Source organism: Pseudoalteromonas sp. bablab_jr010, from assembly GCF_016464105.1.
GTDB classification, from domain to species: domain Bacteria; phylum Pseudomonadota; class Gammaproteobacteria; order Enterobacterales; family Alteromonadaceae; genus Pseudoalteromonas; species Pseudoalteromonas simplex.
The window spans coordinates 147,761-162,565 of sequence record NZ_JACDWV010000199.1 but is presented as its reverse complement, the minus strand read 5'-3'; the positions used below and the strand labels follow the sequence as shown (position 1 = coordinate 162,565).

Annotated in this window: 12 protein-coding genes; 7 read left to right on the top strand and 5 right to left on the bottom strand. The window is 42.5% G+C overall.

Going from position 1 to position 14,805, the window contains the following annotated elements; all coding sequences use genetic code 11:
• Positions 1-28 precede the first annotated feature (28 nt).
• Positions 29-1,882, top strand: a complete 1,854-nt coding sequence (locus tag JIG37_RS20445; RefSeq protein ID WP_138599676.1) for a TonB-dependent receptor — start codon at positions 29-31, stop codon at positions 1,880-1,882.
• Positions 1,883-1,942: 60 nt separating this feature from the next.
• Here JIG37_RS20445 and msrA read toward each other — a convergent pair whose 3' ends face one another.
• The 3 genes from msrA to JIG37_RS20430 form a co-directional block, all read right to left on the bottom strand.
• A complete protein-coding gene (msrA, locus tag JIG37_RS20440; RefSeq protein ID WP_199530174.1) occupies positions 1,943-2,476 on the bottom strand; it encodes a peptide-methionine (S)-S-oxide reductase MsrA in 534 nt (177 codons plus the stop codon).
• An 84-nt stretch (positions 2,477-2,560) separates the two neighbouring features.
• Positions 2,561-5,659 (bottom strand): efflux RND transporter permease subunit, encoded by a 3,099-nt coding sequence (locus JIG37_RS20435; protein ID WP_058585800.1) that lies wholly within the window; start codon positions 5,657-5,659, stop codon positions 2,561-2,563.
• Positions 5,660-5,662: 3 nt separating this feature from the next.
• Positions 5,663-6,715 (bottom strand): efflux RND transporter periplasmic adaptor subunit, encoded by a 1,053-nt coding sequence (locus JIG37_RS20430; RefSeq protein ID WP_138619266.1) that lies wholly within the window; start codon positions 6,713-6,715, stop codon positions 5,663-5,665.
• A gap of 242 nt (positions 6,716-6,957) precedes the next feature.
• Here JIG37_RS20430 and JIG37_RS20425 point away from each other — a divergent pair, with 242 nt between their 5' ends.
• The 4 genes from JIG37_RS20425 (at position 6,958) to JIG37_RS20410 (ending at position 10,314) form a co-directional block, all read left to right on the top strand.
• A complete protein-coding gene (locus JIG37_RS20425) occupies positions 6,958-7,671 on the top strand; it encodes a DUF2982 domain-containing protein (protein ID WP_138599679.1) in 714 nt (237 codons plus the stop codon).
• 27 nt (positions 7,672-7,698) lie between these two features.
• Positions 7,699-8,031: a hypothetical protein gene (locus tag JIG37_RS20420; RefSeq protein ID WP_054551111.1), complete on the top strand. Its 333-nt coding sequence runs from the start codon at positions 7,699-7,701 to the stop codon at positions 8,029-8,031.
• 83 nt (positions 8,032-8,114) lie between these two features.
• A complete protein-coding gene (locus JIG37_RS20415) occupies positions 8,115-9,791 on the top strand; it encodes a DUF1566 domain-containing protein (RefSeq protein ID WP_199530173.1) in 1,677 nt (558 codons plus the stop codon).
• A 1-nt stretch (position 9,792) separates the two neighbouring features.
• Positions 9,793-10,314, top strand: coding sequence for a DUF1566 domain-containing protein (locus JIG37_RS20410; protein ID WP_054551113.1), 522 nt, complete (start codon positions 9,793-9,795; stop codon positions 10,312-10,314).
• On the opposite strand, the gene JIG37_RS20405 is transcribed toward JIG37_RS20410, so the two are convergent.
• On the bottom strand, positions 10,302-11,411 hold the full coding sequence (locus JIG37_RS20405; protein ID WP_054551114.1) for a tRNA nucleotidyltransferase: 1,110 nt from the start codon (positions 11,409-11,411) through the stop codon (positions 10,302-10,304). The two genes, JIG37_RS20410 and JIG37_RS20405, sit on opposite strands and share 13 nt — an antisense overlap.
• Positions 11,412-11,536: 125 nt before the next feature.
• Between JIG37_RS20405 and JIG37_RS20400 the strand changes: the two genes are divergently transcribed.
• Positions 11,537-12,457, top strand: a complete 921-nt coding sequence (locus tag JIG37_RS20400; protein ID WP_138599682.1) for an AAA family ATPase — start codon at positions 11,537-11,539, stop codon at positions 12,455-12,457.
• 13 nt (positions 12,458-12,470) lie between these two features.
• Positions 12,471-13,520, top strand: a complete 1,050-nt coding sequence (locus tag JIG37_RS20395) for a general secretion pathway protein GspB (protein ID WP_199530172.1) — start codon at positions 12,471-12,473, stop codon at positions 13,518-13,520.
• 20 nt (positions 13,521-13,540) lie between these two features.
• On the opposite strand, the gene JIG37_RS20390 is transcribed toward JIG37_RS20395, so the two are convergent.
• Complete coding sequence (locus JIG37_RS20390) at positions 13,541-14,749, bottom strand: HD-GYP domain-containing protein (RefSeq protein WP_054551117.1); 1,209 nt, start codon at positions 14,747-14,749, stop codon at positions 13,541-13,543.
• Between the last annotated feature and the right edge of the window lie 56 nt (positions 14,750-14,805).

Sequence of the window (14,805 nt, the reverse complement as noted above, 5' to 3'; positions counted from 1 at the left end):
GTGCGGTGGGCACAGGCTAGGGGATATCATGCTAAATAAATCTGCGTTAGGCGTAGCGGTTGCTGCTGCGTTGTCTTTTTCTGTATCTGCTGACGAGCAATCAATCGAGCACATCACAGTTTCTGCCAATAAATTCGAACAATCAATTAATGATGTATTAGCCAGCGTTACTGTCATTGACCGCGCTGATATTGAAGCAAGCTATGTTCGTGACTTACCAAGCTTACTAGCCACTCAAGCAGGCTTTCAAATTAATGCCAATGGTGGTTTTGGGCAAAGCTCTGGTGTGTCATTACGTGGTGCAAGTTCTCGTCATACACTTATTTTAATTGATGGTGTACGCACAGGCTCTGCAACACTTGGCTATAAAAGTATTAGCAATATTCCTTTAAACAGTATTGAGCGTGTTGAAGTAATTAAAGGCTCACGTGCAGCTGTATATGGTTCTGATGCGCTAGCTGGTGTAATTAATATCATTACCCGTAAAGCACAAAACACGACCTTAGATGTTACTTTTGGCTCAGACTCTTACCAAGAGTACCAAGTAGCGACAGGTGGTCAGTTTGCAGGTGTTGATGTTGCCGTTAATGCCGGTTATGAAAAAACAGATGGTTTTGATGTTCTGCAAGGCTTAGCGCCAGATGAAGACGGCTACGAGAACAAAAACCTTGGCTTTAATCTTGGTTATCAAAATGAGCAGTTAGGTGAGTTTTTAGCGCAAGCACAATACTCAGAAGGCGAAGCAAAATACGATAGTGCTTATAGCCCTGCAGACAGCACCGTAGAAAAAGGCGAGTTCGAAAATTACCAAGCTTCACTAGGTTGGAAAAAGGCTTTCGAAAAACACAGTCATGCCATTGATATTGCCATATCAAGTGATAGCTCAGATGACTCACGCATTGATTACACGGGTGCAACGGTGGTTGATAAGTTTGAAACTGAGCGTGAGCAAATTGATTACAATGGCCAATACTTTTTCAATCAAGCACTGACTCTTAGTGGCGGTCTGAATTGGTATAAAGATGAAGTGAACACTAACTCAGGTACTTATTTAAAAGACAGCCGTGAAGTATTCGCTGCGTTTGTTGGCGCTTATTATGACGACGAACACGTGCTGGCAAACCTAACCGTTCGCCAAGATGATGATCAGCAGTTTGGTGATGAAACAACTTACACTGCAGCTGTTGGCTATCACTTAAATGACATCGCGACATTCCGCGTAAGTCAAAGCACAGGTTTTAAATCTCCAACATTTAATGACCTATATTACCCAGGCTCAGGTAACCCAGAGTTAAACCCTGAAACATCAGATAACCAAGAGCTTGGCTTATCACTCAATGTGAATGATATCAGCCTTGATATTGCGATTTTCCGCAGCGAAATCGACAACAAAATCGCTTGGGCACCAAATGCATCAGGGCAGTGGATCCCAACTAATATAAACGAAGCTCGCCACGAAGGTGTTGAGTTTAGCTTTAAAAACCAAGTGTTTGGCTTTGATCACAGCTTTAACTTTACCTACCTTTCAGCGGAAGATACTGAGACAGGTCAGTCACTAACCTATGTGTCAAATCACAGTGTAAATTGGTCATTAAACAAAGCATGGGGTGATTTTGATGCTGGTATCGATATGCAATACCGTGGTGATCGTGATGGCAAGTTAACGCACTTACCATCGTATACGTTATGGAATTTAGTTGGTCACTACCAAGCGACTGACAACTTAACAGTGTCACTTCGTGTAGAAAACCTATTCGATAAAGAGTACAACGCCGTTGATGCCTATGGTACAGACCTAGATGGTGATTACATCAACGACGAATTTTATTATTACAACACGGCCGAGCGTCGCTTGTTTGTAGGTGCCCGTTATCAGTTCTAATAATAAGGAAAATTATTAGTTCTGCGTTTAAAAGCTCGCTACCTACTTAGCGGGCTTTTTTCATTTAAGTTTAGCTGCGTAATACTGTTCGAACTTTGCAAGCTTTGGGGCAATAAGAATACTGCAATAACCTTGATTTGGGTTTTCATTGTAATAGTCTTGATGGTACTGCTCTGCAGGGTAAAAGTTTGTAAGCGGACTCAGCTCGGTGACAACCGGCTCACGAATTTGCTTTTGTAAAGCATCAATCATGGCTTGAGATTCTGCTTTTTGCTGTTCATTATGATAGTAAATAACACTGCGATACTGAGTGCCGACATCATTACCTTGGCGGTTTAATTGTGTGGCATCGTGTAAAGTGAAGAACATTTCAAGCAGGGTGTTATAGCTCACGATACTACTGTCAAAATCGAGCTGAACCACCTCAGCGTGACCCGTTAAGCCAGTACAAATTTGCTGATAACTAGGGTTTTCAATCTCACCGCCTGCATAGCCAGAGCTGACATTAAGCACGCCTTTCACACGTCTAAATGCGGCATCAATACACCAAAAGCAGCCGCCGCCAAAAGTGGCTATTTGTATGTTGTTATCCATATTAAACTCCCTTATCGTTTTGCTGACTATAGCCGAAAAAACAAAACGCCGTAAAGACGGCGTTTTGTATCAATAAAGTGCGTTTTAAATTTCTTCTAACGGCTTGTCTTTTGCTTGTTGTTCTAACTTGCTTTGTAAGTACTCAGGCGACTGAGTATTTCGAGCAAGTGCACTGTATGCTGCAGGTACCACGAATAAGGTAAGTAAGGTTGCAACAATAACACCAGTAAACACCACCACACCAATTACCATGCGGCTTTCTGCGCCTGGGCCACTTGCAAGAACCAGCGGTACCGAGCTCATTACTGTGGTCAATGAGGTCATAATAATTGGGCGTAAACGCTGCGTAGCAGCTTGGCTAATCGCTTCGTTAAACTCAACGCCTTTATCGCGCAGTTGGTTGGCGAACTCAACAATCAAGATACCGTTTTTCGCACTTAAACCTATCAGCATTACAATACCAATTTGGCTGTAAATATTAAGAGTAAGTCCGGTGTACCACAAACCAAATAATGCTCCCACTAAACCAAGTGGCACAGTAAGCATGATCACAAATGGGTGAATAAAGCTTTCAAACTGGGCTGCAAGTACTAAGAAGGTGACTGTCAATGCCAGTATGAATACATAGGTCATTGCCGATGCGCCTTCATAGAACAGCTGGGATTCACCCTTGTAGTCAATTGCACCGTCGATGTCGTTTTCTTCTGCTGCAACTTGATTTAAGAAGTTAAGCGCTTCTTCTAGGGTATAACCATCTGCTAAGTTCGCACTTAACGTAATTGCGCGCATACGGTTATAACGGTTTAAACGCGATGCTGTGGCTTCTTCTTTTAAGCTAATTAAGCTATCAAGCGGTACTAATTCGCCACTGCGTGATTTTAAATAGATATTTGAGATATCAGTCGGATTAGCAAAGTCTTCTTTGGTGCCTTTTAAAATCACATCGTATTCTTCACCACGGTCGATAAAGGTCGTTACGCGGCGTTGGCCTAACATGGTTTCGAGTGTGCGGCCTACATCTGATACAGAAACCCCTAAATCAGCGGCTTTGTTTTTATCAATATTGATTAAAAACTGCGGGAATGTTTCTTTGTAATCGTGATCGATTCTTACCAAGCCAGGATTTTTCTCAGCACGCTCAATGATACGGTCTCGCCAATCGGCTAGTTGGTCGTAATCGTTACCTTGCAGTACAAATTCAATCGGGCGAGATGAACCACCGCCACCAATACCACGGCGCATAATTGCAAATGCACGCACATCGGTCACTTCAGTCATTTTGCCGCTGATTTCGTCCATTACTTCCCATGTTGAGCGCTTACGCTTATCCCAGTCGGCCATACCAATGATAGCAACACCACCTTGGCCACCCCAGCCAGGTACACGAACAAGCACTCGGCTTAATTCACCAGATTCAGAGTAAGGCATTAAACGTTCTTCAATTTTTGCCATGTTTGCAGCGTTATTTTCATAACTTGCGCCCTCAGGACCACTCATCATGATAAAGAAAGTACCGCGGTCTTCTTTTGGCGTAAGCTCTGATGGCACTTTTTGAAATAGCATAAAGCTGGCAACACCAGCCAAAATCATAGTCAGTAGCAAGCTCCACTTACGGCCCATATTTGAAGCCAGAGAGTTACGATAGGCGTTTTCGATTTTGTTAAAGGTTCTATCCATCCACTGGCTAAACTTGCTTTCTTTTTCTGAAGCTTTCAATACTTTAGAGCAAAGCGCTGGAGAAAGTGTTAATGCCGTAATACTAGAGAAGAACACTGCGGCGCTTACTGCCATCGCAAATTCTGTGAATAGGGCACCAATACGGCCATCCATAAACACTAGCGGCACGAACACCGCAATCAGTACGAGGGTGGTGGCAATAATCGCAAAGCCAACTTCACGGGCACCACGAAATGCAGCAAGCAGTGGTGGTTCACCCAGCTCTATACGGCGGTGAATATTCTCAAGCATTACAATCGCATCATCCACTACCAAACCGATAGCAAGCACGAGTGCCAGAAGAGTTAACAAGTTGATTGAGTAACCCATAGCGAGCAAGAACATAAAGCTACCCACTAACGCCACTGGTACGGTTACAGCAGGCACTAGGGTTGCGCGAATATTGCCTAAGAATAGGTAAATAACCAATACAACCAGCGCCATTGAAATCCCAAGGGTTCTATATACTTCATCAATAGACTCTTTGATGAAAATAGATGAGTCATAGCTGTCTTGAATGGTGGTACCTTCTGGCAGGTTACGCTTAATTTTTTCAAGCTCTGCGCGGGCATTATCAACCACGGTTAGGGTATTGGCTTTGGCTTGCTTGACGATACCCAAACCAATCATATTACGGCCATTACCACGGAATAAGCTTTCGTCGTCAGCAGCTTCTAGGTGAACATCAGCCACTTCACCTAAACGTACTAAATAGCCATCATCACCACGTTTGATCACTAAGTTTCTAAAATCTCGCTGATCTTTATAACTACGCGCGGTACGTACTGTAAAATCACGGTCGATAGATTCGATTTCACCGGCGGGTAATTCAACGTTTTCAGTGCGTAAGGTGTTTTCAATATCGCTACTGGTAATACCGCGTGCAGCCATCGCTTTACGGTTTAACCAAATTTTCATGGCGTATTTACGCTCGCCACCCACGCGTACGTTAGAGACACCATCAACAACGGCTAATCGGTCAACAATAAAGCGCTGTGCGTAATCAGATAACTGTAATGAATCCATGGTAGTACTGTTTAGTACGAACCAGGCAATAGGGCTTTCATCACTGTTTGACTTAGAGACCTCTGGCGGGCGAACTTGCTCAGGTAAGCTATCAAGGGCTCGGGCTACACGTTCGCGTACATCGTTTGATGCGGCATCGATATCGCGGCTGATATTAAACTCAATGGTGATGTTTGAGCGGCCATTTCGGCTCGACGAGTTAATACTTTTAATGCCTTCGATACCCGAAATGCGGTTTTCGAGTACTTGGGTGATTTTAGTTTCAATGATCTCTGCGCTGGCGCCGGTGTAATCAGTGCTCACACTAACAATCGGTGTTTCAATATCTGGGTATTCGCGCAGTGGTAGCATAGAAAATGCCACCAAACCAAAGGTAAGTAACAACAGGTTTATTACGATCGCAAAGACGGGGCGTTTAACGCTAGTATCAGTAATTTTCATGGTTTAGCCCTTGATACTTACTTTGCTGCCAGTACGGATCTTAATGATGCCTTCAGTCACGACTTGCTGACCATTTTCAAGGCCTTTATCAATAGCTACCCAGCCATTGTGACGACCCGCCACATGTACTTCGACTTTGTTAGCAACGCCATCTTCAATTTGGAACACGTAGTGTTTGTCTTGCTGAGGAATGACGGCTTTCTCTGGTACCATTAGCGCTTGGTTTGAGCTTAGCTCTAATGCTGTATTTAATAGCATGCCTGGGCGTAATAGGCCTTTTTCATTGATAAAGCTTGCTGTCACTTCAACGCTACGAGTGACTGAATCGATACGCGAGCTAATGTGGGTCACTTTACCGTTGAAGGTTTTTTCTGGGTAAGCATCATTTTGCGTCATCACTTTCATACCCAGTTGTAACTGCGCTAGGTATTTTTCTGGCACTTTAAAGTCGACTTTAATGATACTGATATCATCAAGGGTGGTGATGTTTGTAGTATTGCTAACATAAGTACCAATTGAAATCTCGCGCTTGCCAAGTAAGCCAGAAAACGGTGCTTTAATTGTCATTTCTGCTAGCTTGGTTTTGGCGCTCTCAAGCTGCGCCTCGGTTGCATCAACACGTGAAAGCTGCTCTTCTAGTAAAGATTTAGCCGTTGATTGTGAGCGTGATAGTTCAGTGAGACGATCAAGTTGACGGCGCTCTTCGCGTAAATTAATGCTTAGCTCTTTAACTGCTAATTCTTCTTCTTGAGACTGTAACTGAACCAGTTTTTGACCTTTACTGACTAAGTCGCCATCATTGAAAAATATATCTGTAACATAATCGTTTTGCGCACTGCGAATATAGATCGCTTGGTTAGCACGAGCACTACCTATTGCTTCTATGAGCACAGCATTTTCTTCAGATGTGACAGTGTGAGCTGTTACTTGAGTTGCAGCGCCTGAGAAGTTGCTCTGCTCACCTTGGCTCGAAGGAAGGTATAAGTAAATGCATAACCCTAGAAAAAGGGTAATAATAAAAGGGAATAGTGCCTTACCAGATTGTGTAGAGTACATCGTCGTGTTACCAGAAATTTAGTTGAGTGTAGTGTACAAAATTAGTACGTGCCACGTATGTCAGGTATCTCATAAATTTGTGCATTTAGCGTAAAAGTGAAAAGTTATGCTAATTTGTTCCTTTATTGTGACAAATTAAGAAAGGTTTAGAATGAGTAAAGCACCAAAGTGTAATTATTGTTTAACGCTCAGAAAAATAATATTGGTCACAATTGTGATGTTTATTTTTTACTTCTCTGTTTATGGATAAAAATCTTCCTGCACTAAAAGTGCGTGCTCAATCATCTCGCCATGGCAGTGAGTTTTTAATTGTTGGCGGAATTGGGTTAATCATTATTATGCTGGTTAACTTATTGAGACCCGGTGAAATTAGCATTGTTGAGATTTTTTTGGCCACAACCTGTATAGCGGCAATTTTTATTGGCTTTTTAAAAACTCAAGAACCATACTTTAGCTTAACTTTTACTCAGAATTTGCTTATTTATCATCATAAGATTGGGAATTGGCAGTTAAATCGTGCTAATTTTCATCATAGTGGTATACCAAAAGTGGAACAGGGCTTAGAATACCTTGAGTTAAATGCAGTTGGTATTAAACTCAATAACATAGATGAATTTTTAACACAGATTCACCCAAGAATTGCCGGACGATTACTTATCGAGCAACGTCATTTATTTATGCAAGTCATTCAAAAGTATTGCAAAAATGGTGATTGCCCATCAGAATGGTTAATAGAAGAGACGGACTACACGGCCCCTAGTGGTCAGATTTATAAAGGATTGATTGCCATGTTTGCCAATCGTACGCAACATTTAAGGCAGTTGACAGGATACGATTTACTATTACCTGCCAATGTTCTTGATGTTGATATTTGGCAATTCAGTGCTGATTTGAATCGTTGGAAACTGAACCCTAAAGAGTTTTTAGAGACTCGCTTACAGAAAAGTAAGCTATAGGCGGCAGTTATGTAGTAGGAAAAGACTATGAGTCAAGAACGTTCTTTTATTAAAAGCGGTCGAAACACAATTATACATAAAGATAAGAAACTCGATTTAGTGGTTGTGAATGGTGAGAACCATCCGCGCATTAAAGTTACTCAAAATGGTTTAGAGCCGTTTAAAGAAGACCTGCCAAAAAATCGTCGCGAGGCTAAAGAGCGTTATTTAGAAATGGTGTATGTATCAAGCCCAGATGTATTTGCAGAAGAAAAACGTTTGTTGTTTATCCAAGCCCTAGATGGCAGAGAATACAAAGTTGATTACAGTAAAATAGGCACCAAGCTCTTCGTACGTATCCACCAAGAAAGTTATTTATAACCCCAAGTTTGGCATTTTAATTGCTAGTTGTTAGTTTATTTGGCAGCCGGTTATTGCCGGCTTTGTATTTTAAGGTGGTATTCATGAGATTAGTGCCTCTTAGCCTAATAGCATTAACCACATTAACAGCTTGTGGTGGTGGCGGTTCGAGTGATTCGAATACAATCGCAGCGACAGTTAATGCTGGTTCAGATCAACAAATTATTGAAAAAAGTGAATTTACTGTCTCAGCTAAAGGCTCTCCTGCAGATGGTACCTTTACCTGGGAGCGTGTCAGTGGCCCCGCAGTAGAAGGTTTTCCTGCCGAAGGTGCTGAACAAACCATCACAGCTCCTGATATTAAACTTAACTCAGAACTTGTTTTAAAAGTAAATTACCAAACCGACGATGGGCAACTTGTTTCCGATCAGGTCAGTATTTTTATTACCTCGAATAATCAACTGCCAGTTGCAGTGATCACCCAAACTGCGCCAGAAGAGTTACCGTCAAAATATAATGATGTGATCACATTAAGTGGCGAAGAATCTGCTGATATAGATGAAAACGGTACAGTTGACAGTTATTTATGGACTCAACTTGATGGCCCTGATTTAACGGCTGACAGCTACAACAACCAAACCATTAGCTTTACTCACCCACTACTTGAATCAAATACAGCGATGACATGGCGTTTAACTGTAACGGATGATGAAGGTGGATCAGCAAGTACAGAGGCGTCGTTCACCTTAAACAAAACGGTTGAGGTAATTATTGCTGATGCAGGTGTTGATCAGCAGGTTATCGAGTTTGATACCGTAACCCTTGATGCCAGCAATAGTGAAATTGTGACGGCAACAAAATCATGTTTTTGGCAGCAATTAACAGGCGAAACTGTGACCTTGGCAAACCAGAACCAATGTATCACGACGTTTGTAGCCCCTGATGTTGATACCGATTCAGAGCTTAGTTTTGAAGTTACCGTGACAGACAGTAAATCGCGTAGCGACACAGATACAGTGATTATTGATATTAGCCCAAAACCACTAGGGTTAATTAACGATACCGGGATGAGTGATTGCTACAACAATTCGCAAAAAATTAATTGCAGCAGCGAAGACTTCCCAAGCCAAGACGCAGATATAGGTCGTGACAGCGTCGCAAATCAGCTCGATAAAGTCGGCCTAGGTGATTTGGCATTTGATTTTACTAAGATGAATGAGTTTGCTGACGAACTTCCAGATGATGCGACTAGCTTTAGTTGCGTACGCGATAATGTAACTGGGCTTATTTGGGAAGTAAAAGAAGCCAGTTCAACATTGCCACCGGCAACCTCCGAGCGTGCAGCATCAAATCATTATACTTGGTATTTAAATGGTTCAAGCGGTGTGCAAACGGGTAGTGTACAAGGGGCTGCGGGCTCTACCTGTCCAAGCACCAGTGACTGTGGCCTACAAACTTACATTAATGATGTGAACAGCAGCGACTTTTGCGGTGGTACAAACTGGCGTGTGCCAACTTACACGGAATTATTAGGGTTATTAGATTATGCCAAGCAAGGTGAGTCTACGTTACTTAACAGTGACTTCTTCCCAAATCAACCAAGTGATACTCAGTTAAGCACTGGTAGCAGTTCATTTATGCCTTATTGGACTTCGCAAACCGCGGCAGACGGTACAAGTTTATCGCAAGCTTATATTATCGATATGAGTAGTGCTAATGATTTAGCGTATCCGAAAAGTAACACCGCCTTTGTGCGCTTAGTTAGAACGCCAGGAGAGTAATATGCGAAAGTTACCATTAATTACAGCACTTACTGTTATTGCTCTACAATCGGGTTATGCCGCTGCGCAAGTATGTTATAGCGCTGTCAATGAAACGACTCCTGATAGCCGCTTTGTTATTAACGAAGATGGCACAGTGAGCGACAGCGAAACAGGTCTAATGTGGCAACGTTGTACGTTTGGTCAAAGCTACAACGCTGAAACGGATACGTGTGAAGGTAATAGTCAGCAGCTTACTTGGGGCGAAGCTTTACGCGGGGCTGAAAATGCAACCTTTGCTGATTACAGCGATTGGCATGTGCCAAATGTTAAAGAGTTAGCCAGTATTTTAGAGCACAGTTGTGTGCAGCCTAGCATTAACGAAAACGCATTTTTATCGACTAAGCTGCAAAACTACTGGAGTAGCACTTCAGGGATCAGTCGCACTGATCTAGCTTGGGTGTATCAATTTGATAAAGGCATCAACAGTCTTCACGCAAAAACGTCCGATGTTTATTTGCGTTTAGTGCGCTACGAAAAGTAGCCTTTAATAATCTCTAACCGCGCTTGCTCAAGCGCGGTTTTTATTTCTGCGCCTTTAATACCTTGTGCAATAAACTGTTGCGGGCTGACTGCTCGTGCTTGCGTGGCTGCGTTTTTGAGAGAGTCATAACAAACTACAGGCTGTTGGTGACTAACTTCTAATGTTTTGAGTACTTGCTCAAAACGTTCAGGGCGACGCCATAAATCAAGTTGATTAAAGCAAGCAAAAACGGTCTCGCTAGTCGGCTTTTCTGCACTTAAACTTGTTTGATGAGTTTGGCTAAACAGCGCTAAATCGCGCACTTCATTAGGTAAGCGTATGTTGCTAGCTATCGCTTTTATCTCATTGCTTGAAAGCGCTAAGGTAACTTGGCTGAATAATAACGCAGTGTCACTAATTTGTTGTTCATTCGCATAGGCAAATCGAGCTTGTAAGGTACGGTAAAGCTCATCACACCATTTACTTTCAAGCTCAGGGCTAATTACATACAGGCCATGGATGCTGGCAAGTACATTTAGAAACTCGCTAAATGCGCCATCACTGAGGGATTTTTCGCATTCTAACCAAACGCGTTCAGCAGTTAGCGTGTTCAGTTCACCGGCTTTAACCATCTCGGTCAATAGTGACTGGGTTTCTGGCGCAATAGTAAAACCTAGGTAATGATAACGAGCAGCAAAGCGGGCTACTCGCAATATGCGTAGAGGGTCTTCACTAAAGGCATCTGAGACATGGCGTAAGACACGATTTTCAAGATCCTGCTGGCCAGAAAATGGGTCAACTAAGCTGCCATCTTGGGCTTGTGCTATGGCGTTTACGGTGAGATCTCGACGAACTAAGTCTTGCTCTAATGTGACATCCGGCGCGAAATCACAAATGAAGCCAGTGTAACCTTGACCTTGTTTTCGCTCGGTGCGCGCCAGCGCATATTCTTCTTTACTTTGTGGGTGTAGAAATACCGGAAAATCTTTACCAACTTGTTGATAACCTTGGCTGATCAGTTGTTCTGGCGTGGCACCAACTACCACATAGTCGCGTTCTTTAACGTCACGACCAAGTAGGGCGTCTCTGACTGCGCCACCGACTAAATAAACCTGCATAAAACACCTATAATTTTACCTTTTCGCTATTTTACGTTATTTAACCAATAAAATGTAAACAAGGTTTTAAGTAGCGATGTTTTTTGCCATTATAGACCGTGATTTTAAACGCAAGGAATAACACGGTGTATTTAAGCTATTTTGGCTTGTCAGAAAAACCCTTTTCGATTGCCCCAAATCCTGAGTATTTATTTCTTAGTGAGCGCCACAAAGAGGCATTAGCGCACCTTACCTATGGATTAGGTGAAGCGGGAGGCTTCGTATTATTAACAGGCGAAGTGGGTACAGGTAAAACAACACTAACAAGAAGCCTGCAAGAGCAGTTACCTGAAAACACGCAAGTGGCACAAATTCATAACCCAGCTTTGTCACAGCTTGAGCTGCTTGCCAGTATTTGTGACGAATTAAAGATTGAGTATGACAGCGCGAATGCGACTCTGAAGACACTTACTGATGTGATTAAAAAGCACCTTGAGGCAAATAATCAAGCGGGCGGTCATACCATTTTAATTATTGATGAAGCTCAATTACTCGCTCCTGATGTGCTAGAGCAATTGCGCCTGTTAACCAATATCGAAACAGATCATAAAAAGCTACTGCAAATTGTGTTAGTAGGGCAACCTGAACTGCAAGAGTTATTAAAACGCACTGAATTAAGGCAGCTTGCCCAGCGCATTACGGCTCGTTATCACTTATTGCCACTTACTGAAGGGCAGGTGTTTGCCTATGTTAAGCATCGTTTATTTAAAGCGGGGACAGAGCAAGCCTTGTTCTCAGGGGATGCGTTAAAAGCGATTTATCAGGTTACTCAAGGGGTGCCGAGATTAATCAATTTGTTGTGTGAGCGGTGCCTCGTTGGTGCATTTTCACAGCAAAAGCTAAGTATCGACAGTGAGCTTGTAATGCTCTCTGCTGCTGAGGCTCTTCCTCCAACCAGTACCCCTGTTGCAACAGTAACAAATAAAGAGCCGAGTTATGTTTGGCTTTACCCAGTTTCATTTTTAGCCGTATTAGGAATGGGTATTGGTTTATCCTACCTAATATAACGAGTGTTCATTTATGTCCTTATTATTAGATGCAATTAAACAGTCTGATCAGCATGCACAAACTGCTGTAGATCATGACCAAGCCGCTCTTGCGCTCAAACAACAGCAAGAATTAACGCGCTATCGCCGTTTGGCCTTTTCATTTGGCCTATTACTGGCGGCGATATTAACCCTTATGGCAGGTTTTTCGATTGGTAAATGGTTACAGCAAACTAAAGTTGCCGAGCAGCCAAAGGTTGTTAATAACAGCAATGAAGCCGCAGAAAGCGTTGCGACTGAAGTTGAGGCAAACCCTGAAACACAACAACCAACGATGCAACAGCAAGTAGCACAAAGCCAAACCCCGCAAGTGACCAATAACTCAGGGCAATCAGCTGCCATGCCACAAGGGCAAGTGCAACAATCTTTACCGCAACAAATGATGCAGCAGACTCCAGTGCAAGGTCAGCAATTTCAGTGGGTGCAAGTACCTGTCAATTCAGCCCCTGTGTATGCTAATCAAGGTTATCAAGTTCAGCCTCAGTACCAGCAGCAAGCAATATATCAAAATCAGCCAGTGTATCAATCACAGCCACAGTTTTCGCAGCCAATGCAGCAAATCAATCCGCAGCAAATGAGCAGTAATGGCATTGATTTAAGTAAATATAAGGTGCTAGGCAAGCCGCTTGATGGTCAGCCAAGTCAACCGGCTTCTCAACCATCAACAAATGATGAATTAAGAGATGTGCCAGATACATTGAAAGATGCCTTTGCTAAAGCAGTTGAAGATGTTGATAACAAACATAGTGTTGATATTACCCGTAGCACTAAAAACACGTCTTATGCAGAGCCTATTGAGCTTTTGCCAGATGCATTACAAAGCCTTATTCCTACCATAAAATATCAAGCTCACATTTATGCTTCAGAAACATCGAAGCGCTGGATTAAGTTAAATGGTCGTGAGTTATATGAAGGCGATAACATCGGCGTGTTATCAGTAATTGAAATTACCCCAGAGCAGAGCTTATTAAGTTACGATGGCTATGAGTTTACCTTAAAAGCATTACAAGACTGGCCTGAATAGCCAGTCCTGAGCTTAAGGGATTAAGGTAAAATTGAGTTCTTAAAAAAGCGGATCAGGTCGATGTTGAACTCAGTCGGCCTGACGGCGGCTTCTAAACTGTCGTGACAGCGACTATTTGCTAAGTTTATATCCTGTATTTCGGTATAGCGTGCATGTTTAGCGTTATAGAACACTTTAACTTGAGGTTTTAAAGGGCTAGTAGGGTTACTGTGAGTGACCACACCTAATTTTTGGCTTTCAAGTTTCACTAAGGTGCCGACTGGGTGAACACCGATGCACTGAATAAACTTAGTGACTAGGTCTCCGTCAAAGCTATCGGGGCAGCCATCTTTGAGTATCTTAAATGCCTTAATTGGCTCCATACCAGCTTTATAGACCCGCTCTGCGGTTAATGCATCATAAACATCAACAATCGAAGCCATACGTACGTACAAGCTAATCTCTTCAGCACTTTTACCAAATGGGTAGCCACTGCCGTCTAAGCGTTCGTGATGGAAGCCTGCTATATCAACAGCAATTCCGCTCAAGCCTGCTTGTTCTAAAATTTCTTTACTAAAACGAGCATGGTCTTGAATAGTTTGGTATTCGGCATCGGTTAATTTGCCGGGTTTATTGAGTATTTCATCGGGAATATTTATTTTTCCAATATCGTGCAGTAAAGCACCGGTCGCAAGCTCCTCAATAATGGTTTTTTCGATACCTAAGTGTTTAGCAAAGATACTAATTAAAATCGAAACATTGATTGAATGTTCAAGTAGATAAGTATCTTTGTCACGCATACGGGTGATACAAGCAAGCGCATCTTGGTTACGAAAAACCGAGTCAATAAATCCAGTCGCGAGCTCTTGAAAAGGGGCAATATCAATTTTGTTGCCATTACGAATATCGTCAAAGGCTTTACTTTGTAATGATCTTGCTTCGTTATATAAGTTATTGGCTTTAGTCATTTCTGCCGACACACTGTGAGTGGTGTGCCAAGGATCGAAAGCGGCAGCGTCTCCTACTGGTTGCGGATTGTGTTGCTGCTCAACCACTTTATTGTCACTGTCTAAGGTCAGTGTTTTGTCTGGATCGATCGCAATTTCTAATATGCCAGCTTTGATCAGCTTGTCTATACTTCCCTGTGTTTTAACCCAACCTTGGTTTTTTATACGGATCTTGCCTGTTTGTTTTGTCACGCTCTGTACAAACATGCCCGGCTTAAGTTGATTGATAGGAAGTGTTTTCAAGACCTTTACTTCTAAACGACTACAATAATATAAAATTAGCAGAAAGTTCGTGTATC

Bases quoted from the DNA above. Each gene is read 5' to 3' on its own strand.
- JIG37_RS20415 (WP_199530173.1), top strand. From the start codon at position 8,115: ATGAGATTAGTGCCTCTTAGCCTAATAGCATTAACCACATTAACAGCT.
- JIG37_RS20420 (WP_054551111.1), top strand. From the start codon at position 7,699: ATGAGTCAAGAACGTTCTTTTATTAAAAGCGGTCGAAACACAATTATA.
- JIG37_RS20435 (WP_058585800.1), bottom strand. From the start codon at position 5,659: ATGAAAATTACTGATACTAGCGTTAAACGCCCCGTCTTTGCGATCGTA.
- JIG37_RS20425 (WP_138599679.1), top strand. From the start codon at position 6,958: ATGGATAAAAATCTTCCTGCACTAAAAGTGCGTGCTCAATCATCTCGC.
- JIG37_RS20445 (WP_138599676.1), top strand. From the start codon at position 29: ATGCTAAATAAATCTGCGTTAGGCGTAGCGGTTGCTGCTGCGTTGTCT.
- JIG37_RS20430 (WP_138619266.1), bottom strand. From the start codon at position 6,715: ATGTACTCTACACAATCTGGTAAGGCACTATTCCCTTTTATTATTACC.
- JIG37_RS20410 (WP_054551113.1), top strand. From the start codon at position 9,793: ATGCGAAAGTTACCATTAATTACAGCACTTACTGTTATTGCTCTACAA.
- msrA (WP_199530174.1), bottom strand. From the start codon at position 2,476: ATGGATAACAACATACAAATAGCCACTTTTGGCGGCGGCTGCTTTTGG.
- JIG37_RS20395 (WP_199530172.1), top strand. From the start codon at position 12,471: ATGTCCTTATTATTAGATGCAATTAAACAGTCTGATCAGCATGCACAA.
- JIG37_RS20405 (WP_054551114.1), bottom strand. From the start codon at position 11,411: ATGCAGGTTTATTTAGTCGGTGGCGCAGTCAGAGACGCCCTACTTGGT.